17 protein-coding genes and 1 rRNA gene are annotated in these 22,480 nt (G+C 73.8%); 3 read left to right on the top strand and 15 right to left on the bottom strand.

The genetic code is table 11. The features are described from left to right. Positions 1–18: 18 nt before the first annotated feature. From ACFY2A_RS24180 to recN, 7 genes are all read right to left on the bottom strand, one after another. On the bottom strand, positions 19–2,274 hold the full coding sequence (locus ACFY2A_RS24180) for a hypothetical protein (protein WP_387174775.1): 2,256 nt from the start codon (positions 2,272–2,274) through the stop codon (positions 19–21). Beyond that, on the bottom strand, positions 2,274–3,449 hold the full coding sequence (locus ACFY2A_RS24175) for a glycosyltransferase family 4 protein (protein WP_387174773.1): 1,176 nt from the start codon (positions 3,447–3,449) through the stop codon (positions 2,274–2,276). The genes ACFY2A_RS24180 and ACFY2A_RS24175 overlap by 1 nt, the downstream gene beginning before the upstream one ends. Positions 3,450–3,557: 108 nt before the next feature. Continuing rightward, positions 3,558–5,192, bottom strand: a complete 1,635-nt coding sequence (gene murJ / locus ACFY2A_RS24170) for a murein biosynthesis integral membrane protein MurJ (RefSeq protein WP_387174771.1) — start codon at positions 5,190–5,192, stop codon at positions 3,558–3,560. Position 5,193: 1 nt separating this feature from the next. Then, positions 5,194–6,060, bottom strand: a complete 867-nt coding sequence (locus tag ACFY2A_RS24165) for a hypothetical protein (protein ID WP_387174877.1) — start codon at positions 6,058–6,060, stop codon at positions 5,194–5,196. Between the two features lie 174 nt (positions 6,061–6,234). Beyond that, a complete protein-coding gene (locus ACFY2A_RS24160; RefSeq protein ID WP_387174769.1) occupies positions 6,235–7,176 on the bottom strand; it encodes a copper transporter in 942 nt (313 codons plus the stop codon). Positions 7,177–7,203: 27 nt separating this feature from the next. Further along, entirely contained in the window at positions 7,204–8,382 is a 1,179-nt protein-coding gene (gene steA / locus ACFY2A_RS24155; protein ID WP_363925164.1) for a putative cytokinetic ring protein SteA, read from the bottom strand. Positions 8,383–8,500: 118 nt separating this feature from the next. After that, positions 8,501–10,258 (bottom strand): DNA repair protein RecN, encoded by a 1,758-nt coding sequence (gene recN, locus ACFY2A_RS24150; RefSeq protein WP_387174767.1) that lies wholly within the window; start codon positions 10,256–10,258, stop codon positions 8,501–8,503. A gap of 91 nt (positions 10,259–10,349) precedes the next feature. Between recN and ACFY2A_RS24145 the strand changes: the two genes are divergently transcribed. Continuing rightward, a complete protein-coding gene (locus ACFY2A_RS24145) occupies positions 10,350–11,342 on the top strand; it encodes a helix-turn-helix domain-containing protein (protein ID WP_387174765.1) in 993 nt (330 codons plus the stop codon). A gap of 50 nt (positions 11,343–11,392) precedes the next feature. Here the strand turns inward: ACFY2A_RS24145 and ACFY2A_RS24140 are convergent, their stop codons facing one another. The 5 genes from ACFY2A_RS24140 to ACFY2A_RS24120 form a co-directional block, all read right to left on the bottom strand. Continuing rightward, a complete protein-coding gene (locus ACFY2A_RS24140; RefSeq protein ID WP_387174763.1) occupies positions 11,393–15,118 on the bottom strand; it encodes a S8 family serine peptidase in 3,726 nt (1,241 codons plus the stop codon). 192 nt (positions 15,119–15,310) lie between these two features. Next, entirely contained in the window at positions 15,311–16,195 is an 885-nt protein-coding gene (locus tag ACFY2A_RS24135; protein WP_363925160.1) for an NAD kinase, read from the bottom strand. A 91-nt stretch (positions 16,196–16,286) separates the two neighbouring features. Continuing rightward, complete coding sequence (locus tag ACFY2A_RS24130) at positions 16,287–17,147, bottom strand: TlyA family RNA methyltransferase (RefSeq protein WP_387174761.1); 861 nt, start codon at positions 17,145–17,147, stop codon at positions 16,287–16,289. Positions 17,148–17,163: 16 nt separating this feature from the next. Next, entirely contained in the window at positions 17,164–17,385 is a 222-nt protein-coding gene (locus ACFY2A_RS24125; RefSeq protein WP_387174759.1) for a hypothetical protein, read from the bottom strand. A 79-nt stretch (positions 17,386–17,464) separates the two neighbouring features. Then, positions 17,465–18,121, bottom strand: coding sequence for a phasin family protein (locus ACFY2A_RS24120; RefSeq protein ID WP_387174757.1), 657 nt, complete (start codon positions 18,119–18,121; stop codon positions 17,465–17,467). A 111-nt stretch (positions 18,122–18,232) separates the two neighbouring features. On the opposite strand from ACFY2A_RS24120, the gene ACFY2A_RS24115 reads away from it, so the two are divergent. Continuing rightward, complete coding sequence (locus tag ACFY2A_RS24115) at positions 18,233–18,571, top strand: SCP2 sterol-binding domain-containing protein (protein ID WP_093409767.1); 339 nt, start codon at positions 18,233–18,235, stop codon at positions 18,569–18,571. Positions 18,572–18,576: 5 nt separating this feature from the next. On the opposite strand, the gene ACFY2A_RS24110 is transcribed toward ACFY2A_RS24115, so the two are convergent. Further along, positions 18,577–19,590 carry an HAD-IIA family hydrolase gene (locus ACFY2A_RS24110; RefSeq protein WP_387174755.1) on the bottom strand — a complete coding sequence of 338 codons (1,014 nt, stop codon included), beginning with the start codon at positions 19,588–19,590 and terminating at the stop codon, positions 18,577–18,579. Next, positions 19,587–20,624, bottom strand: coding sequence for a tetratricopeptide repeat protein (locus ACFY2A_RS24105; protein WP_387174753.1), 1,038 nt, complete (start codon positions 20,622–20,624; stop codon positions 19,587–19,589). Before ACFY2A_RS24105 ends, ACFY2A_RS24110 begins: the two co-directional genes overlap by 4 nt. Here ACFY2A_RS24105 and ACFY2A_RS24100 point away from each other — a divergent pair. Continuing rightward, the gene (locus tag ACFY2A_RS24100) at positions 20,574–22,292 is read left to right on the top strand and encodes a hypothetical protein (RefSeq protein WP_387174751.1); all 1,719 of its coding nucleotides are present in this window, start codon (positions 20,574–20,576) and stop codon (positions 22,290–22,292) included. The two genes, ACFY2A_RS24105 and ACFY2A_RS24100, sit on opposite strands and share 51 nt — an antisense overlap. A 94-nt stretch (positions 22,293–22,386) precedes the next feature. Here ACFY2A_RS24100 and rrf read toward each other — a convergent pair. After that, a 5S ribosomal RNA gene (gene rrf, locus ACFY2A_RS24095) occupies positions 22,387–22,480 on the bottom strand; the annotation flags it as partial.

The raw sequence follows: 22,480 nt of genomic DNA, 5'->3' as shown, positions 1-22,480 counted from the left end.
CCCGGTACCGCCGCCGAGTCACCCGGTCGCGACCTCGGCCGACGACCGTGCGTCCGGCCCACCGTCACCCGACCCGCCGCCAGCCGGCCCACCGTCTCCCGGCCCACCGCCGGCCGGACCGCCATCAGCCGACCCGCCATCGCCCGGCCCGCCGCCGGCCGGGCGGTCCGCCCCCGGCCGGGTCCGGTCCGCCGAGTGGTCGAGCACCCGCAGCGCCGACAGCGCCGCCAACGGCACCACCACGGCTGCCGCAGCCCCGGCCACGTCCAGCGCCGCGGCGCTCAGCAGGCCACCGATCACCGCCGCCACCGCGGTGCCGGCCATCGCCGCGCGGATCGCCGGGTAGATGCCGAACAGCCGCATGAGCCCGCCCCAGGGTTGCAGCAGCGCGAACCAGACCAGCAACGCACCGACCAGCGCCAGCACCGTCAGCGGACTGTTGACAAGCGTGTCGAAGCTGGCGGCACTGGATCGCTGCACGGTCAGCCCGCCGGTGCCGTCGCCGAGCGCGGCCAGGAACCGGCCGAGACTGCCCCGTTCCGCCGGGGCCCGACCCAGATCCACCACCGCGAACCCGACCGTCACGGCCAACCCGGCCATGGCCGCCCAGGCGAGCCGGGTCAGCGTCAGCCAGCCACCCGCGCTGATCGCCGCCGCCACGCTCACCCCGGCGGTCAGGGCGATCGCACCGATCGAGTCGGCACCCAGATACGCGCTACCGACGATCACGACGGCGGCCCCGCCCACGATCACCATGACCGTCGGCCGCCAACCACGGCGTACCCGTTGGGCGAGCCAGCCGGCGCTGAGCAGGGCGGCGGCGACGAACACCCCGAGACCGACGGTACCGAGGCCGGCATAGCGGCCACCCTCCAGCGCGGAGTAGCCCACCACCCCGTTGAGCTGCAACCGGGCACCGGTGATGACGTCCAGGCCGACAGCCAACGTGGTCAGCCCGGCCACCGCGCCGAGCGGGCCGAGGGTGGTGCGGTAGCCGGGGGCGAGCCGTACCAGCAGCGTCGCCGCAGCCAGCAACACGGCGGTCAGCCCGGCGAACGAGGCCGCCGGATGAGCGAAACGCCACCACGGCGCGGCCTCGGCGACCAGCGCCGCCGGTATCGCGAGCGCGGCGGCGACCAGCAGCAGCTCCACCGTCGCCACCACCGGACGCGGCACCGGTTTCGGTCCGTACGGCCCGGCGTGCCGGCGGGCCCGGCGCAGCAGCGGTAGCACCGCCACCGCGAGCGCCACCTGCACGACGGCCAACAGGGTGAAGAACCCGCCGGCCACCTCCCGCTGGGCGGCGGCCTCCCGGTCCGCGTCCGCCGGCTCGGCGATCGCGGCGGACAGATCGGCCGGCCGACCGTCGACCGACTCGGCCGGGCGGCCGAGGAACGGCCGGTCCGGCATCGGGCGCCCCAGGGCGGCCAGCGCGGTCGGGGCCAGGTCGATCAGTTGCAGGTAGCCGCGGCGGTCCGTGCTGGGCGAGGTCAGCCAGCCCTCCTCCCAACCCGGTCCGTGGGCGACGGCCACGTGCAGCCGGGACGGCAACTGAGTGTCGGAGACCCCGGCGACGATCACCAGCGATCGTGGCGGCCGGCCGTCGAGCACCCGGGCCAGTTGCGCGTCGGCGGCACGAGCCGCCGACGCCCGTACCGCCGGGTCGTCGCCCTCAACCGTGCCGAGGTCGACGATGCTGAGCACGCAGGAGCCGAGCAGCCCGGCCGGTTCCTCGGGCAGCGTCGGCGCGTACCGGTCGACCCGGCCGAACGGGCGGGCCGCAGCCACCGCCGCGCCCGGTCCGACCGCCACCGAACACCGCACCGACTCCGACAACGCACCGGGTACCGTGCCCCACGGCAGCCGCTCCTGGTTGTGCAGGGCGACGCTCTCCTGATCCGGCAGGTTCGCACCGATGCCGTCCGGCTGCTCCACCGTCACGTCGACGGGCGGACACTGCCCGTCCCCGCCGCGGCTGCCGGGCCAGGCGGCGAAGCTGCCCGCGCCGAGAGTCAGCCAGCCGTCCACGGGGCAGGTGGGTCGGCGTGCGGAACGCACCGACAGCGACCCGATGGAGCCTTCGCGGGCCAGCCACCACAGCGTCGGCGTACGCTCCGCGTCCACGTCGTCCCAGCGCAGCCCGGCCACGCCGACGAGGACCACGTAGTCGGCGCTCTGGCGGGCCGGCGGACTCTGCGGGCGGGCGGCCAGCGCGGTGACCCCGAGCGTCACCACCACCAGGGTGAGCAGGATCGGAGCGATACGGCGCAGCATCACCGGCGTCCCGTCGACGGTGCGCCGGCGTCCGGTGTTGCCGGCCCGGCCGGCCCGGGCGTCAGCTCGGCGTAGAGCGCCAGCAGTTGGGCGCGGGTCTGCGCCTCGGTCGGCCAGGTCAACGCCCGCGCCACACCGCGCCGCGCCAGTTCGGCGCGGCCGGCCTCGTCGTCGAGCAGGCCACGCACCGCCGCGTCGACCGCGTCCACATCGCCGGGCGACACCAGCACCGCCGCGTCACCGACCAGCTCCGGCAGCCCACCCACCGCGGTCGCCACCAGCGGTACGCCGGCCCGCAACGCCTCCTGCGCGAACAGCTGGCGGGCCTCCCAGTCGCTGGTCACCACCGCGAGATCGGCGCCGGTGAGCAGGTCGGCCACGTCGGTGCGGTGCCCCAGCAGGGTGACCGGTGCGCGGGCGGCGCTGACCCGGGCGGCCAGCGGCAGGTAGGCCGGTCCGCTGCCGGCGATCACGACAACCGGCGGCGGGGTGCGCTCCCGCCACCGGGCGGCGGCGTCCACCAGCACGTCGTACCGCTTCTGCGGATGCAGCCGGCCCACCGACAGGATCAACGGCTGGTCGGCGGCGACCGCGAACTCGGCCCGCACCGCAGCCCGGCGACGGCGCGGCGCGGGCAGTTCCGGAGCGGCCACCGGGGCGAGCCGGGCATCCGCCGCGCCCAACGCGACGGCCCGCGCCACCAGGTCGGCGGAGGCACCGAGGGTCACCCGGGCACCCCGCGCCACGATCCGCTCCACCAGCCGGGACAGGGCACCGCGTACCCCGCCGGCCAGCACCGCGTTGTGCCAGGTGACCACGACCGGGGCCGCCGGCCGGGCCAGCACCGCCACCAGCCCGGCGCGCAGCCCGTGCGCGTGCACCACGTTGACCTGCTCGGCGGCGAGCAGCCGGCGCAGTACGCCGACCGCGCGGGCGTCGGCCGGAGTGGGACCCGCCGGGATCTCCACCGGCCGGAACCGGGCACCGGCGGCCACGAAGTCGAACTGGTCCTGGGTCGCCGCCGGCCCGCAGACCAACACCGGCTGCCCCGCCGCGGCCAACCCCCGCGCCACCGACCGGACATGCTGGCCGACACCGCCGGTGCTGGAGGCCAACAGCAGCACCACCGTCCCCGGCCGGTCCGGAACAGCCGCCGACCCATTCGTCGCGCTCACCGGACCAACACTCCGTTCGCGACTGCGGGGCTCGCAAGCTCACTCCTCGCGCTCACCGGACCGACTCTCCGTTCGCGACTGCGGGGCTCGCAAGCTCACTCCTCGCGCTCACCGGGACCCCTCCTCCTTCCGGTCGCCTGGCCGGGCCCGGCGCAGGCGTCGACCCAGGCCGGTCAGCAGTGGCCGCAGATCCTGCCGGTCGACCAGCCACACCACGGCGAGGAACACGACAGCGACCAGGACTCCGGACAGCATGCCCTGCATCAGTGCCGTCCACCGCGCCGGGGGGTCGCCCTCGGCGCCCAGCAGCCGCAGCATCGCCACCGCGACGACGGCGGCCGTACCGCCGGCCAGCAGACCGGCACCGCCGGCCCGCCCGGCACCGGCCAACGCTTCCCGGCCGGCCGACCGGGCGACCGCGACCAGCAGCAGCACGCCGAGCAGCAGCATTCCCGCCGAGTTGGCCAACGCCACCGCCAGCACCCGATCGGCCACCGGGAGCAGCGCCGACAGCGGCAGCAACACCAGCGGCACCGCCAGCCAACCGGCGGTGATGGTGGCGGTCGCCGCCCGCGTCGCGCCCCGGGCGTACAACGCACGCGACAGCACCGCGAACAGCCCGTAACCGATCAGCCCGGGGGCGTAGCCGGCGATCGCGTCGGCGGTCGCGTCGCTGTCGAGCGGGAAGAACCGGCCGATCGGGCCGGCCGCACCGACAAGCACCGCGGCGCCGAGGAAGCTGCACAACAGCACCCCGCGCAGGGTCGCCGACAGCACCTTCCGGTAGGTCCGCTCGTCCGTGCCCGCCGCCGTGGCCAGGGTCGGGTACGCGGCGGTGGCCAGCGGCACCGCCAGCACCGCCCAGGGCAGCAGGTAGAACGTCTGTGCCAGGTTGAACACCTGGAACGCCTCGGTCCGGCCGCTGGCGAGCCGGTAGAGGATCACCGCCAGCGCGACCTGCTGGGCGGTGACCGTCACCACACCGGCCACCGCCAGCCCGCGCACCCGGACCCGCGCGTCGGCTGGGAACGCGTACCCGGGACGCAGCGTCAGCCGCAGCCGACGCAGCGGGATCAGCAGCGACAGCGACAACACGACCACGCCGAGGGTGGTGCCGACCGACAGGATCAACTCACCGCCGTGGCCGGCCTGCGCGACGCTGGCTCCCGTGCCGGCGACCCCGGCGAAGACCAGGTAGACGACGACCACCGTGAGGCTGGACAGCAGCGGGGCGATCACCGGCCAGGCGAACCGCCGGTGCGCCTGGAGCACGCCGGTGAGCACGATGCCGATGCCGTACAGCGGCAGTTGCGGCGCGAAGACCCGCAGCATCCGGGCGCCGGCCGCCAGTTCCTCCGGTGACCGGCCGTCGCCGAGCGCGGTGATGATCGGCCCAGCGCCCAGGGCCACCAGCACCGCCAGCGGCACGAGCAGCGTCACCGTCCAGGTGAGCAGGGCGCCGGTGGTGGCCGCGACCGCCCGCCGGTCCCCCGCCGCGACCGCTCCGGCGAGCAGCGGTACGACCAGGCTGGCCAACGCCCCACCCGCGACGATCTCGAAGATGATGTTCGGGATGGTGTTCGCGAGGACGTACATCGCGCCCAGGTCGCTGTCCTGCACCACCCAGGTGAACACGGCGGTACGCCCAAACCCGGCCAGCCTGCTGACCACGGTGAGTACGGCGATGAGGGCCGCCGCTCCGGCCAACCGGCCGGCGCCGGCGAGGGGGGCCGGTCTGGTCACGTCAGTCGGCGCGTCGGCCCAGCGCGTCGAGTTCACGCAGCCCCGGCGTGCTCGCGATGACCTTCGTGAAGCTCACCTTCTCGCTGGCGGCGGTGAGCCCGGCGAGGACGGCGAGCAGCCCGGCCCGGCCGACCGGGCCGGTGCGGGCGGCCAGCGCCACGCCGAGCACCGCGCCGAGGGCGTTCGCGCCGCTGTCGCCGAGCATCACGTCCTCGGCGAGGTCGGCGGGGAGCAGCCCGGCGGCGGCTCCGGCCGCACCCGCGGCGATCCCGCCGTGCCGGCCACCGCTCAACGGCGCACCGAGCAGCAGGCCCGACTTCAGGGCCCGTCCGGGGCGCAGGTCGAGCAGGTTGACCAGGTTCGCCGTGCCGGCCACCACCCCCGCGCCGAGCAGCACGTCGACGCCCCGCGTCAACGTGCCCTGCCCGCGTCGGCGAGGATGCCCGGCCACGCCACGGTCGGCGGTGAGCAGGACGGCCGCCCCCAGTCCGGCCGCACCCACCCCGACGATCTTGACTAGGCCGGCGGTGACCCGGCCCTGCCGCAACGCGGCCAGATGTCCGGCGAAACCCTTGGCCGCCTTCTGCTCCGGGCGGGCACCGACGACGTCGTCGTAGAGGCCCACGGCACCGGCACCGAGCCCGGCCACCAGGGTCGCCGCCCCGGCCGGCACACTCGCCGCCCCGCAGGCCGCGGCACCCGAGGCCCCCAGCGCGAGGGCCGGGCCGGCGGCCAGGGTCACGCTGCGTCCCCGGAAGTTCGTCCGTTCCAGGGCCGACGCGGGCGCTGAGGTACGGATCTCGCGCAGCGCGTACCGGGCGGCGACCGCACCGATCCCGGCCACCAGGAGTCGACCGAAGACCGTCACGTCACCGTCCCGCTCACTCACGCCATCCCCTCCCGCCGGCCGGCGGAGATCGTCGGAATCGGGCACCCGGTGCCCCGTCGGGTCACTGAACCTTGTCAACCTGTACCGCGCGGCGCGTGCGCACCTCCTCCGACCCGGCGACGGGTCGGACCGTGCGGGGAGGGTGAAACGGGTTCACTGGGGCAGTCTAGGCACCAGCGAGGCGGCGCTGTCACCGACGCCGAAGTGGCCGGCCTTGCGCTCGGCGAGCTGCTGCACCAGCGCCAGGGTGGTGACCAGTTGGCCCTGGACCGTGTTGGCGTTGTCGATGGTCGAGACGGTTTGGGCGAGCACCGCGTCGCCCCGGACGAAGGCCACCAGATTGCCGCCGGCCGAGCCGTTGCCGGCCACCACAATTCCCCCGGTCCGGTCGAACTGCTCGGCGATCTTGACCACGGACTCGTCCTTCTTGGCGGAGTCCTTGTCCACGTACGGCTGCCCACTGATCACCACGACGGCCTCGGCCGGCGCGGTGATCCGGTCCGAGGTGGTCAGGTAGTTGGCGTTGCCGTACGCGGCCAGCACCGCCCGCCGGTCGGCCTCGGTGACCGGCTCGGCGCCGGCGGGCTGGTCCAGCAGCACGGTGGCCAACAGGGCGCTGGAGGTCTCGACGCCGTGGCCGTTGCCGGGCAGCCCCGCGGTCGGCGCGTCGGTCGGTCGGGCCGCGGTGACCGCCAGTTCGAGCAGGTCGTTGTTGTTCTCCGGGTTGATGAACTTGTCCTGCAGGTCGATCCGCCCGGTGACGTCGGCGCCGGCCAGCTGGAGCATGTTGAGCACACCCTCGGTGTGATCGCGACCGGTGGGCAGGCTGAGCACCAGCACCCGCTTGCCGCTGAGCGTGCCCGGCAGCATCACCTGGGCTATCTCGGCAGCGAACTCCTCCTCCAGCTCCAGTTCCCGCTGCATGTTCTGGACCGCCTGGCGCTGGTGCTGGTTGTCCTTGCGCAGCTCGTTGACGGTCTCCCGGAGCGAGTCCGCGACCGGACCGTTGAGCGCGGCGGTCCCGACCACCAGGCCGATCGCCAGGGCGAGGAAGACCGCGGTCAGGGATACCACGTGGTACCGGAAGTTGATCACGCTTGAAGCCTCTTGATCGGTCGGGAGCTAGAAGAGCTGGCCGAGCTGGAACACGAAATTGTCCCACCACTCGGAGACCACGCCCAGGTACGCCTTACCGACGGTGGAGACGGCCACCGCCGAGGCCATGGCGGCGAGTGCCGAGAGGACGAGCAGCAACAGGGACGACCCCGAGATGCTCTGCCGGTACAACCGGCTGACCCCCTTGGCGTCGACCAGCTTGCCACCGACCTTGAGCCGGGTGAGGAACGTCGACGCCATGCCACCGCGCCCCTTGTCGAGGAACTCGACGAGCGTGGCGTGGGTACCCACCGCGACGATAAGCGAGGCGCCCTTCTCGTCGGCCAGCAGCATGGCGAGGTCCTCGCTGGTGGCGGCGGCGGGGAAGGTCACCGCCGGTACCCCCAGGCCGTTGACGCGCGGCAGCCCCGGCGCCCGCCCGTCCGGGTACGCGTGCACGATCACCTCGGCGCCGCAGCGCAGCACGTCGTCGGTGACCGAATCCATATCACCGATGATCATATCTGGGGTGTAGCCCGCCTCGACCAGAGCGTCGGCGCCCCCGTCGACGCCGATCAGCACCGGCTTGAACTCCCGGATGTACGGGCGCAGCACGTCCAGGTCGGCCTTGTAGTCGTAGCCCCGGACCACGATCAGACAGTGCCGGCCCTGCACCTCGGTGGCGATCTCGGGCACGCCGACACCGTCGAGCAGCAGGTCCCGCTCCTGCTTGAGGTAGTCCATGGTGTTGGCGGCGAACGCCTCCAACTGCACCGACAGGCCCTCCCGGGCGTCGGTCATCGCCTTGGCCACGCTCTCGGGATCCTGGAGGCTGCCGTGCGCCACCGGATCGTCGTCCAGGTAGACGGTGTTGCCCTCGATGCGCACCGTGTCGCCCTCACGGATCCGCTCGAAGATGCCCTCGCCGAGGTCGTCGAGCAGCGGGATGCCCGCCGAGATCAACACCTCCGGCCCGAGGTTGGGGTAACGGCCGGAAACCGACGGTTTGGCGTTGAGCACCGCGCCGACACCGACCGCGACCAGCGAGTCGGCAGCGACCCGGTCCAGGTCGACGTGGTCGATGACCGCGATGTCGCCGGGGCGGAGCCGGCCGACCAGCCGCTTCGTACGGCGGTCGAGGCGCGCGGTGCCGAGGATCTGTCCCGGTTCCGCGTTCCGGGCCCGGCGCAACGTGGGTAGACGCATCGTGACCATCCTGGCATGTGAGGCAGGCGAATCTGTCGCGACATGCCTGAGCAGGGCCGCCTACCCAGGGAAGCACACATGGGCGAAGGCCGGTGTGCCTCCGCTCACAATCGCGGTCTCAGGACCGCCGTTCCCTGGCCGCCACGGCCAGGAGTTCCTCGGCGTGAGCGATACCCAGATCCGAATCCGGCAAACCCGCAAGCATCCGGGCGAGCTCCCGGGCCCGCTCGGTGTCCTCCACCACCCGCACCCCGCTGGTGGTGACCGCGCCGCCGGTGTCCTTGGCGACCACCAGGTGCCGGTCGGCGAAGGCGGCGACCTGGGGCAGGTGGGTCACCACCAGGACCTGGTGGCTACGGGCCAGCCGGGCCAGCCGCCGGCCGATCTCCACCGCCGCCTGACCACCCACACCCGCGTCGACCTCGTCGAAGACCAGCGTCGGCGGGCCGCCGGAACCGGCGAAGACCACCTCGATGGCGAGCATCACCCGGGACAGCTCACCGCCGGAGGCACCCCGTTGCAGCGGCAGCGACGGCGCACCGGGGTGCGCCAGCAGCCGCAACTCGACCTCGTCGCCGCCGTCCGGCCCGACACCGACGTCGACGCCGTTGACCGGCAACGTCGGTTCGGCCCGCCCGGCGGGTCGGGGCAGCACCGCCACCTCGATCCGGGCGTGTGGCATCGCCAGCCCGGCCAGCTCGACGGTGACCTGCTCGGCGAACCGCGCCGCCGCCTCCTGCCGGGACACCGACAGTCGGCCGGCCAGCTCGGCCACCTCGCCAGCCAGCCGGGACGCCTCCCGATCCAGCTCGTCGAGCAGCTCGTCGGAGTTGTCCAGCTCGGACAGTCGGGTCCGGGCCCGCTCCGCCCAGGCGATCACACCGTCGACGTCGTCGGCGTACTTGCGGGTCAACGCGCGCAACGCGGCCCGCCGCTCGTAGAGCGCCTGCAACCGGGCCGGATCGGCGTCCAGGCTGGTGAGGTATGTGGACAGCTCCACCGACACGTCGGCGACAAGCGTGGCCGCCTCCTCCAGGCGGGCGGCCAGTTCGCCGAGCGCCGGATCGGTGCCGGCCTGCGCCTCCAGCGTGCGCCGGGCGGTGCCCAACAGCGTCGAGGCATCGGAGGTGTCGTCGGTGGCCTCCAAGCCGCCGGCCACGCACTGATGGGCCAACTGGGCCGCGGTACGCAGACCCTCCGCGTGCTCCAGTCGCTGCGTCTCCGCCTTCAACTCGTCGTCCTCACCCGGCTGCGGATCCACCCGGGTGATCTCGTCGAGGCCCAACCGGAGCAGGTCGGTCTCCTGATGGCGTTCCCGCGCGTTGCGCCGCCGGTCGGCCAGGTCGTCGACCACCCGACGCCACCGGGTGAACGCGTCCCGCGTCGCGTCGAGCAACTTCTCGTGCTCGGGGCCGGCGAACCGGTCCAGCGCGGCGCGCTGTTCGGCCGGGCGCAGCAGCCGCAGCTGGTCGGACTGACCGTGTACGGCGACCACCTGCTCGCCGACCTCGCCGAGCATCGACACCGGCATGCCGCGACCACCCAGGTGGGCCCGGGACCGACCCTCCACGGTGACGGTACGGCTCAGCAGCACGCAGCCGTCCTCGTCGGGATCACCTCCGGCGTCGCTGATCCGGGCGTGCACCGTCTCCGCCACCCGGCCACCGAGGCGCAGCCGGCCCTCGACGACGGCACGGCCAGGTTCGGCGCGTACCCGACCGGCGTCGGCCCGGCCACCGAAGAGCAGGCCGAGCCCGGTCACCACCATCGTCTTGCCGGCACCGGTCTCGCCGGTGATGACGTTCATGCCGCCAGTGAGCGGCAGCGTCGTGTCCTCGATGACGCCCAGTCCGGTGATGCGTAGCTCCTCCAGCACAGCAACCGACAGTAGACGCGGTCCCCGACACTTGACCAGCCGGCACGGGCCCCGGCGTGCCCCGACCGGCGTCGTCGTACAGTTCTGCCTCATGTTGCGGGTGATCGGCCTGACCTCGGCGGAGGAGGAGCTCTACCGCTGTCTGGTGCAGCTCACCAGGGCGCGGGTCGAGGAGTTGGCCGAGCGGCTGCGCCGCCCCCGCACGGACATCCTCACCCACCTCGACGCCCTGCGCGCCAAGGGGCTGGTGCAGCCGGTCGGCCCGGAACCGGACGCTCCGCTGCGCCCACTCGCGCCGGACGTGCCGCTCGGCGGGGTGCTGCTGCGCCAGCAGGAGGCGCTCGAGACGGCCCGCGCCTCGGTCACCCAACTCGCCGAGGAATACCGGGCCGCGATGCGGCGGCACGACGCCGAGCACCTGGTGGAAGTGATCACCGGAGCGCGGATGCTCCGCGAACGCCTGCGCGACCTGCAGAACGCCGCCCGGGACGAGGTGCTCTGGTTCTGCCGGGCCAACCCGCTGGCGATGCCCGGCCAGGACAACGTCGAGGAGTTCCACGCCCTCGCCCGGGGGGTGCGCTACCGGGCCATCTACGAACGCGAGATGCTCCTCGAACCGGACGCGTTGCAGGACGTCGAGCAGGGCGTACGCGCCGGCGAGCAGGCCCGGGTCCTCGACCGGCTGCCGGTACGCCTGGCCATCGTGGACGCCCGGACGGCGGTCTGCCCGCTGGTACCGGATCGCAGCAGCGGCGAACCGAGCGCCGCGGTGATCGGCCGCAGTCAGCTGCTCGACGCGCTGCTGGCCCTCTTCGAGAGCCACTGGCGGATCGCCACGCCGCTGCGCGTCACCGCACCACCAGAGGACCCGGAAGACCCAACCGCCGAGGGCTACCGGCCGGACGCCGACGAGGTGCGGCTGCTGTCACTGTTCGTGGCCGGCGTACCGGACAAGTCCATCGCCTCGCAGCTCGGCGTCAGCCGGCGGACCGTGCAGCGCCGGCTCGCCGACCTGATGGCCGTCGCCGGCGTGGACACCCGACCGGGACTGGCGTTCCAGGTCGCCCGCCGAGGCTGGATCTGAACCGGACGGGCGGAGCGGGGCAGCCGCCCGGCCACCCCCGCCCGGCCGCGTCAGCGCAGCCCGTACGCGTCGATCACGGTCTGCTCGACGGTGTTTCCGGCCCGGTCGCTGGCGTGCACCCGCAGCGACACGGCGCCCTGGCCGGCCGGCACCGTGGCGGTGTGGCGAGTGCCGTGCGCCCGCACCGAGGCCTTGCGCCAGGTCCGCCCGCCGTCGAAGGACACCTCGACCCGCAGGCTGGTGCCGGTCGGCGCGGCCACCCCGGCCGGCTGGCGCAGGGTCAGCCCGAGCTTGTGCGACCGCTTACCGGGCACCGCACCGTGCAGGTCGGCGGGAACCTGGTAGTCGATCTGGAGCAGGGGCAGCGGGATCGGCTCGCTCCCGGCCGGGCGCGCCGAGGTGAACTGCCAGGCCGTCTCGGTGCGGGTGGCGTAGCGCCACGTGGCGGAGGAGCGTCGGGTGGACACGTCCAGCCGGTAGCGGGCCGGGCCGGCGGTGGTGGGCACCGGCACCCAGCCGGCGGAGAGGTCCGCGATCTGCCGCCCGTCTCGGCTGAGGCGGGCCTCGACCGTCGCCGGCTCCTCGCCGGAGCCAGCCCCGCCGACGTGGCCGTCGGCGTCGACGAACTCGGCCACCCGCAGGTTCAGGGTGTCACCGGTCCGTCGGGGTACCGGGCCAGCGGTGCCGGCCGGCACCGCTGGGCGGATCACCGGGGCGTGCCAGCTCTCGGTCACCCGGTCGGTGGCGGCGTACCGCCGGGGCTCCTGGGTCAGGCCGTCCTCCAGCGGCCCCCAGGCGAACATCATCTTGTGCAGCACACGATGCTGCCACCAGTTGTCCCCGGCGCTGACGAACTCCTTGCGGGTGGTGCCGTTGCGCACCATGCGCTGGTCGTCGTTCCAGGAGTACTCCTGCCACGGACGCCAGCCGAACCGCTGCTCGGTGGCCCAGTCCGCGCCGGTGCCGCCGTAGCTCGCGGTCACCTCGGCGGTGTTCTTCGCCGTCACGGTGTGCACGACCCGCTCCGGCACCCGCTCCTTCGCCACCTGCCACACGTCGTAGAGATAGGGGCTGTTGACGGACAACGTGAGGTCCAGCGTCGCCCGGCCCTTGCGCGCCGCCGCGATCAGCCGCTGCCCGTCGTCATGGGCCACCACCAGCGACGGAATCGGCAACCGGTCTCCGTCCGGGCGCCACACCGTCCAGGCGCTGAAGTCCGCCGGCCGGACGATCAGCACCGCGGCGGCGCCGGCGGCAGCGGCAGCGGCGACCTGTTCCTCCTCCGGGCGGTCCGGATCGGCGCCGAGCAGCACGGCGGCGTCCCGCGCCCCGGTCAACTCGCCGGGCTTGCCGGTGCCGGCCCAGACCAGCGGCAGTTTCCGCCGGCCGGTCGGGGCCGGCGACGTACCCAGCAGGTTGATGTCCGCCGGGCCGGACACACCGCTGATCTTCGCGTCCACCATCGGCGCGACGAGCTGCCAGCGGGAGGCGAACTCGAACTCTCCCATCCGCACCGGCCGGGTCGGCGTGACGTTGACCTGCTGCACGGTGCTGAACGCCAGCACACCGTGGGCGACCTGCCGGCCGTTGCCCAACACCCGGTGTACGTAGTAACTGAGCGACGCCCGCTGTTCGGCCGGTTTCGGCGTCTCGATCCGCACCGGGGTGCTTCTGCGCGCGTCCAGCACCACGGTCAGATCCCGGTCGACGGTCAGCTCCGGCTCGATGAGGGAGGTCAGCTGCTCGTCCAGGGGCGCGCCGTGCTCGACCAACGCGGTCAGCAGGTACGTGCCCTCCTCGACCTGGAGGGTGCCCTCGCCCGGCCACCACCCCCAGAAGTCCGACTCGGGTTGCTCGCCGAAGAACGTCAGTCCCGGTGAGAGGGTCGGCTCACCCTGCCGGTCCAGCACCTTGATCGTGACGTTGCGCATCGGGCGGCTGAGGGTGAACGCCACCGGCGTTCGCGCCACGACGCCGTCCGCGCCGGTCGCCACCAGCCAGCCACCGTGTGGTCCGTGGGCCAGCTTCGCCGGGTCGGCCCGCAGCGACACCGGCACACTGCCGCCCGCCGGCACGGTGACCTGCCCGGCTCCGACCGCGACACCGTCGGTCTCGGGCACGCCGGTGTCCGTGTTGCGCAGGTCCAGGGCGAGCCGCAGGGTCTGCGGGGTCGTCGTGGCGTTTGTGTACGTGACGTGCCGCTCGACCGCGCCGCCATCGTCGACCACCCGACCGAAGTCGGCGGTGGCCGAGGCGTACACCCGCTGGCCGAGCGCCCGGGCCACGTCGACCCGGCCACCGCCCTGCTCGAAGACGGTCAGCTGCGGATTCGCCTTCGTGGTGCTGACCAGTGCGTCCTTGAGCTTCCCGGCGGTCCAGTCGGGGTGCTCCTGAGCGAGGATCGCCGCCGCGCCCGCCACGTGCGGAGTGGCCATCGAGGTGCCGGAGGCGGTCGTGTACGCCTCGCCCACCGGCGTCCCCATGCTGGTGCCGGTGGACCGGGCGGCGACGATACCGACGCCCGGCGCGGTGATCTCCGGCTTCAGACCGTTGTCACCGAGGCGCGGCCCTCGGCTGGAGAACGCCGCCAGATTGTCGTCCCGGTCCACCGCCCCGACGGTCAGGGCCGAGGTGGCCGCGCCGGGCGAGCCGACGGTACGCGGAGCGCCGGAGTTGCCGGCGGCGACCACGAAGAGCGCCCCGGTCTGTGCGGTCAGATCGTTGAGCGCCTGACTCATCGGATCGGTGCCGTCGGTCGGGCCGCCACCGAGGCTCATGTTTACCACTCTCGCGCCGGCATGGGCGGCCCACTCCATCGCCGCGATGATGTCCGACTCGAAGCCGGCACCGCTGTCGCTGAGAACCTTGCCGACCAACAGCCGCGCGCCGGGGGCGACACCCTTGCGCAGGCCACCCGAGGCGGCTCCGCTGCCGGCGACGGTCGCGGCGACGTGCGTGCCGTGGCCGTGCCCGTCACGCGCGCTGCCGCTGCCGGAGAAGTCCCGCGCCTCGGCGATCCGACCGACCAGGTCCGGGTGGGTGGCGTCGACGCCGGTGTCGAGCACCGCCACCGTGACACCGCTGCCGTCGCGGCCGGCCGCCCAGGCGGCGGGCGCGCCGATCTGCGGCACGCTGTGTTCCAGGGTCGGACGGACCCGTCCGTCCAGCCAGATGCTGGCGATGCCGGCACCCAGCCGCGGGGTGGTGACGGCGGTGGACTGACGGCGTGCCGGCGCGCCGGCCAACTGTGTCCACAGGTCACCGACCTCGCCCTTGCCGACCCGTACGGCGGCGCCGTTGATGCTCGCCAGGGGGCGGGCCTCGGCGGCGGCGGCCAGCGGGCGAACGCGGCCGGACGCCGGCTCCTGGTAGCGCACGATAAGCGGCAGGACGCCCTGCGCGGCGTCGCCGTAGCCGTCCTCGGCCAGTTCCTGCACGTCGAACAGGTTGGCGTCGAGCACGCCACTGGAGACGTACGGCAGGACGTCGCTGGGCAGCACCCGCAGTCCGCCGTCGACCTCCATGGTCTGGAAGATGACCCGTTCCCGGCCGGGGCCGGGGCGGACGGTGGCGGCGACCCGGCCGGGCGCCGCCGGAGCGAGGTCGACCTGGTCACCGGTGATCAAGGTGATCCGGACGGGTCCGGTACCGGGTGCGGTCGGCCCTGGTACCGGGCCGGTGGGCTGAGCGGGCGGGTCGGCGGACACGGGGGTGGCGAGTCCGATGGCCAACGCGCCGGCCGCGCCGGCGATCAGCCAGCGTGGGGGCCTGTGCATGCGATGCGCTCCTCTGCTCCGGGGCCGATCCATCAAAGATCGACCGCTCGGAGTCTGCGACGCGGTTCACCGCACGGTCACTAGTCCGGGTCCGCCGCACCGGCGACATGTCGCCAGGTGGACACCGCACGGACAGCTGACCGGCGGGTAGGTGTCCGTGCGGTTACCGCCGACGCGTCACGAGGCGGTTGGTCAACGGCGGTTGCCCCGCCAGCCGTGCACCGGAAGGTCGAACTTGGCCACCAGGCGCGCGGTGAACGACCGGTCCCGCAGCCGGACGATCCGCACCGGCAGGGTGCCCCGCCGCACGGTGACCCGGGCGCCCGGCGGCAGGTCGTAGACCCGCCGCCCGTCGCAGCAGAGCACGGCCAGGGTGGTGAACGGGTCGACGGTGATCGTCATGGTGGAGGTGGGGGCGGTCACCAGCGGCCGACTGAACAACGCGTGCGCGCTGATCGGCACCAGCAGCAACGCCTCCACCTCGGGCCAGACCACCGGCCCGCCGCCGGAGAAGGCGTACGCCGTGGAACCGGTGGGCGTGGCACAGACCACGCCGTCGCAGCCGTACCGGGACAGCGGCCGCCCGTCGACGTCGACGAGCAGTTCCAGCATCTGGGCCCGCTCGCCCTTCTCGACGCTGATCTCGTTGAGGGCCCACGACTCGATGGTCGGCCCACCGTCGAACTCCGCCGTCACGTCGAGGGTGAGCCGCTCGTCGACGCTGTAGTTGCGGCTGACCACGTCACGGACCGCCACGTCGAGGTCGTCGATCTCCGCCTCGGCGAGAAAGCCGACCTTGCCGAGGTTGATGCCGAGCAGCGGCACCTTCGCCGGCCGGGCCAGCTCCGCGGCGCGCAGGAACGTGCCGTCCCCACCGAGCGCGAAGACGATCTCGGCGCCTTCGGCCGTCTCCGGCCCGGTCACCGGCACCACACCCGGCAGGTCGAGGTCCTCGGCCTCCTCCGCCACCACCCGCACCTCGAACCCGGCGGCGATCAGGTCCGCAGCGACCGTACGGGCATGCTCGGTGCTGCGCCGACGGCCGGTGTGCGTCACCAACAGGGCCGTGCGGGTCACCGCGACGACCGCCCGTGCACACCGCGCTGATGGTTCGCTCGCCGAGACCAGCTCACGCCGCTGTGCCAAACGGTTCGCTCGCTCCGCTCGCTCACGTGGCCACCTCCTCCGTCGGCTCGTCCGGCCTGTCGCCGGACGTCACCGGGCCGCCTGGCCCGGCCGCCACCACGGCCCGCACCCGGTGCGGGTCGGCCGGTGGCGCGTCCCGGCGTAACCATACGAAGAACTCGACGTTGCCGCTCGGCCCGGGCAGCGGGCTGGCCGCGAGATCCGCCAGTCCCAGCCGCAGCGTCGCGGCCGCCGTGGCGACGTCCAGCACCGCCTGCGCCCGAAGTTCCGGATCGCGCACCACCCCACCGGAGCCGACCCGCTCCCGGCCCACCTCGAACTGCGGTTTGACCATCAGCGCCAGGTCACCGTCGGCCCGGGTGCAGGCCGCCAGGGCCGGCAGCACCAGCCGCAGCGAGATGAACGACAGGTCGGCGACGGTCAGGTCGACCGGGCCGCCGATCGTCTCCGGGGTCAGCGTCCGAACGTTCGTGCGTTCCAGGACCCGTACCCGGGGGTCGTTTCTCAACGACCAGGCCAGCTGGCCGTAGCCGACGTCCACCGCGACCACCTCGGCGGCGTCGGCGCGCAGCAGCACGTCGGTGAAACCACCGGTGGACGCGCCCGCGTCGAGGCAGCGTCGACCACGCACCACCAGCCCGGCGGGGGTGAACGCGGCGAGTGCGCCAGCCAGCTTGTGCCCGCCCCGGGAGACGTACTCCGAGGTGGGGTCGGCACCGCTGACCAGCAACGGATCGGCGGGATCGACCATCGCGGCGGCCTTGCGGGCCGGCACCCCACGCAGCTGCACGCGGCCGGCCTCCACCAACGCGACCGCCTGCTCGCGGGAGCGGGCCAGACCGCGACGGACGAGTTCGGCGTCCAACCGGTTACGCCGTGCCATGGATGGACGCGCCTCCTCAGGCCTGGTCGATGGTGGCCAGCGTCTCCCGCAGCGTCTGGTACGCGGCTTCGTACTGGGCGATCTGGTCGGCGGGGCCGAGCGCCGCGGCGTTGGCGATCGCCTGCACCGCGGCGTCCACCGCCGGATGACCGTCGTCCTGCCCGCCCGCACCGGTCCAGCGCTGCGGCGGTGGACCGGGACGCGGGCCCGGCGGCGGACCGGGCCGCGGCGCGGTCATGCCGTCACCTCCCGCACCGCCGGACCGGCGCCGTGGCCGGCCGTCGTGCCGCCCCGTGCGGTGGCGGCGCGCCGCCGGGTCACGCGACACCGTCCGGGCGCGGCCGGCGCGCCGGTGCGGCCTTCGTCGGTCGCGGCGTCGGTTCACCATCGGCGGTACGCACAACCGTCCCCCCTGCCTTCTCGGCGACCGTCTTCTTCGCCACGGCCTTCTTCGCAACCGCCTTCTTCGCTACCGCCTTCTTCGCAACCGCCTTCTTCGCTACCGCCTTCTTGGCCACCGTTTTCTTGGCCACCGCCTTCTTCGCGACCGCCTTCGTGGGTGGGGCTGCGGCGGCGGTCGACGGCATGCCGACGGACGGGGTGTCGACGGACGGGGTGTCGACGGACCCGGGGGCCGTCACGGGGGCCGGCGCGGTGCCGCTGGCGGGCGTACCGGAGGCGGCCCGGAGTTGGCGTTCCAACTCGCGCACCCGGCGGTCCAGTTCGGCGACCTCCTCGGCGGTGGCCAGGCCCACCGCGCCGAGCGCCCGCTCGACCTCGAACCGCACGAGCTTGGTCAGGGCCTCGCGGTTGGCCGCGCCGGTCGACCGCAACTCCTCGGCGAGGGTCTGCAACTGGGCGGCGGTCGCTCCGGTCGATCCCATCGCCCGGCGCACCGCGTCCTGTGCCTTCTTCCGGGGCGCCTCCGTCAGGCCCATGGCCAGTTCGAGGTAGGCGCGCCACGCGTCCTGCATGCCTGAGTCCTTTCGCCCGACGGCTGTGCAGGTGTCACGCTACCGGGCCGCCGGAACCGTCCTGTGCGGTACGGTGCCGGGAGACGACGTGGTGTGGCGAGGAGGCGATTGGTGGCCACGGTGGACGAGTGTCGGCAGGCGTTGCAGGATCTGGCCGCCCGGCTCGAACGCAACGCGGAGACCGTCCGCGATCGCGTGGACCTGGATCGCACCCTGGCCTGCCGGATCACTGATCTGGAGACCGCCTTCCACGGCCGGCTCACCGGCGGAAGGCTGGTGGAGCTCGCCGACGGTGACGATCCGAAAGCGAAGATCGCCATGAGCACCACCAGCGACGACCTGCTGGCCCTGGTGCGCGGCGATCTCGACGTCACCCGCGCAGTCGCCAACCGCCGCGTGTCGATCAAGGCGAACCCGTTCGACCTGATGAAGCTCCGCAAGCTGCTCTGACCCGGTCAGGGGGCCAGGCCGAGCCGCTCCAGCACCTGCACCGCCTGCGAGGACGCCGGCCGGACCGGGCCGGCGGGGTGGCTGCGCCAGGCCACCGCGCAGAGCGCGGCGAGCGCGTCCAGCGCACGTCCAGAGCCGGACAGCTGCCAGCCGTCGGCCCCGGTGGTCACCTGCCAGCCGCCGTGGTCGGCGTCCGACGCCGGCACCCGCACCACACCGTCGGGTTCGAAGAGCCCGGTCAGGTCCCACGAGACGTACGTCGGCCGTCGCTCGGCGGGCGCGGCGAGCAGCTCGGCGGCGTCGCTGACACCAGTGAGGACCAGCAGGCTGTCCAGGCCGGCCCGGTTGGCACCCTCGATGTCGGTGTCCAGCCGGTCACCGACGACCACCGTACGGCCGTTGTCCGCCCGCCGGGCGGCGGTGGCGAACAGCTCCGGTGCCGGCTTGCCGACGATCTCGTCCGGGTCCCGGCCGAGCGCGGTGGCCAGCGCGGCCACCAGTGCGCCGTTGCCCGGCAACGGGCCACGCCCGCTGGGCAGGGTCCGGTCGGTGTTCGTGGCCACCCAGGTCGCGCCGGCCCGTACCGCCACCGCCGCCTCGGCCAGATCGGTCCAGCCCACCTGGGGGCCGTACCCCTGGATCACCGCGACCGGTGCCTCGTCGGCCGTGGCGACCGGCTTGAGCCCGGCCTCGCTGATCTCGGTCCGGAGCGCCTCGGCTCCCACCACGAGCACCGGCGCGCCGGCCGGCAGCCGCTCGCCCAGCAGTTGAGCGGCCGCGGCGGCGCTGGTGAGCACCTCCTCCGGTCGCGCCGGCACACCCATCCCGGTGAGCAGGTCGGCAACGTCGGCGGCGCGGCGCGAGGCGTTGTTCGTCGCGTACGCGACGGCTCGGCCCTCACCGTGCAGTCGGGCGACCGTCTCGACCGCGCCGGGGATCGGCTGGTCGATCAGGTAGATCACCCCGTCCAGGTCGAAGACGACCAGGGCGTAGCCGTCCACCAGCCGGTCCCCGCTCATCGCTGCCGTGCCTCCGGTTCCTCGGTCCCGTCCGCCTCGCGACGGTCCGCACCGAGCTCGGTGCTCTCCGGGGTGGCCCCGGAGGCCGTCTCGGTGTCCGATGCCCCGTCGCCGTCCGCGTCCCGCTCAACGTCGGCGCCCGGCGGGTCGGCCGCCAGGTTCTGGGCCGTGGGGTCCGCGACGACCGGGTGATCGTCGGCGGGCTGATCGTCGATCGGGTGGACGGCTGCCTGCTCCTCGATCGTCAGGTCGCCGTCGTTCGGCTCTCCGAGGACCGTCGCATCGGAGCCCTGCTCCGTGACGGCCGTCGCCTCGGCCGCAGGCTCGTCGGACGTGAGGTCATCCCCGGCCGGGTCGTCCTGGTCGCGGTCCCCGGCGATGGTCGACGGGCCGGCGTCCGGATGGGCCGGCACGGCACCAGGGGCACCCGGACCAGCGGCCAGTTCGTCGGTCACCTCGTCCTCGTCGTCACCCTCGATGACCACACCGTCGAGTTCGAGCAGCCGCTCGGCGGCGTCGGTCTCAGCCTCGGTGTCCAGCTCCGCCGCGCGGGAGAACCACTCCCGTGCCTCGGCCCGCCGTCCCACGGCCAGCAACGCGTCGGCGTACGCGTACCGCAGCCGTGCCGTCCACGGCTGCACGGCATCGGTGGTCAGCTCGGGGACCTGGAGCATCGCCACGGCCGCGTCCCGCTGGCCGAGGTCGCCACGAGCGCCGGCGGCCACGATTAGCAGTTCGATGGCGACGGCCCGGTCCAGCTTCTCCTGGTCGGCGCCGCGGAAGAGGTCGATGGCGCGCTCGGGCCGGCCCAGTGCCCGCTCGCTGTCCGCGATCACCGCGAGGTGGCTCTGCGCACCACTCATCCGGTGGTACGTCCGCAGCTCGGCGATGGCCGACTGCCACTCCCCGGCGTGGTAGGCGGCCAGGCCCACAGCTTCTCGAACCGAGGAGATCCGCGACGCGAGCCGACGAGCGGCCAGTGCGTGCGCGAGCGCCTCCGCCGGGTCCTCGTCGATCAGTTGACCGGTCGCCACGAGATGCCGGGCAACGGTCTCCGCGACCGGCTTCGCCAACGACAGCAGTTCTGCGCGGACCTCCTTGTCCAGGTCGGTCGCGACGATCTCGTCAGGAAGTGCCGGCGCCTGCGTACGCCCGTCCTCGGTCGAACCGGGTCCGACCCGATCGTCACGTCGTCCGAAGCGACGCTCACCATCCCGGTCGTCCCGATCCCGGAAGCCACCGCCACGGCGCTCGCCGCCACGCTCATCCGCCCCACGGCGGAAGCCACCGTCCCGGCGATCGCCGAAGCCGCCGGCTCCACGAGCGCCGTCCCGATCCCGGAAGCCACCCTCGCGACGGTCGCCACCCCGGAACCCACCGTCCCGGCGCTCACCGTCCCGGCGGTCGCTCCCACCGAAGCCGCCCTCACGGCGGTCGCTCCCGCGGAAGCCACCCTCGCGGCGCTCACCGCTCCGGAAGCCACCGTCCCGGCGCTCACCCCCGCGGAAACCGCCCTCGCGGCGCTCACCGCCGGAGCTGTCGCCATCGCGGCGGTCCCGGAACCCGCCTTCGCGGCGCTCACCACGGAAGCCGCCGTCCCGACGGTCACCGTCCCTGCGGTCGCCCCCACGGAACCCGCCCTCGCGGCGCTCACCGCCACGGAACCCGCCCTCGCGACGCTCACCGCCACGGAAGCCGCCCTCACGGCGGTCACCTCCACGGAACCCGCCGCCCTCGCGGTCTCCCCCACGGAACCCGCCCTCACGACGCTCACCCCCGCGGAAGCCACCATCCCGGCGCTCACCATCGCGGGAACCACCCTCACGGCGGTCACCACCACGGAAACCACCTTCACGGCGGTCACCACCACGGAAACCACCTTCACGACGGTCACCCTCGCGGAAGCCGCCCTCGCGACGCTCACCGCCACGGAAGCCACCTTCACGGCGCTCACCGCCACGGAACCCGCCCTCACGACGCTCACCCTCACGGAAGCCGCCCTCGCGACGCTCACCGCCACGGAAGCCGCCCTCGCGACGCTCACCGCCACGGAACCCGCCCTCGCGACGCTCACCATCACGGAAGCCGCCCTCGCGACGCTCACCGCCACGGAACCCGCCCTCACGGCGGTCACCACCACGGAAGCCACCCTCGCGACGCTCGCCACCGTCACGGCGATCATTGCCACGGAACCCGCCCTCACGGCGGTCACCCTCGCGGAAGCCGCCCTCGCGACGCTCACCACCACGGAAGCCACCCTCACGGCGGTCGCCACGGAACCCGCCGGTTGCCCGGTCGCCGCCACGGAATCCGCCGGAACGCTCGCCATTGTCGCGCCGGAAGCCGCCCTCACGGCGGTCGCCATCGCGGCGGTCGGCACCGCGGAAGCCGTCAGTGCCGCGGTCCCGGTCGCTGGAGCCCTCACGGCCACCGAACCCACGGTCGCTACGCTCGCCCCTGAACCCACCGCCCGAGCGGCCGCTGTCGCGGAAGCCGCCTTCACGACGGTCACCTTCCCGGCGGAAGCCGCCGGACCGGGGACGGTCGCTGCCGTACCCGCCAGCGTCGCGTGCGCCGTCGCGGGAGCCCCGCTCCTCTCCCCGGTCATGGCGCGACGGGCGGTCACCGCGGCGGGGTCCGCCGTCACGATCCGCCGGCCGACCCTCGTAACCCCGGGGGCGGTCCCCGCCCTGAGGTGCTGAACTCACAGGTACATCCTTCCTGAGTACGCCGTATCAACGACGCAACGCAGTCGAGGGCCGACCCGATTCCGGGTGGCCCTCGACTGTGACGTGTGTCCGGCGGTGTCCTACTCTCCCACACCCTCCCGGGTGCAGTACCATCGGCGCTGGAGGGCTTAGCTTCCGGGTTCGGAATGAGACCGGGCGTT

The sequence above is a fragment of the Micromonospora sp. NPDC000442 genome, assembly GCF_042898635.1.
Classification (GTDB): Bacteria; Actinomycetota; Actinomycetes; order Mycobacteriales; family Micromonosporaceae; genus Micromonospora.
Note: the sequence above shows the minus strand (reverse complement) of the source record. Positions and strands in the feature narration are given on the sequence as shown.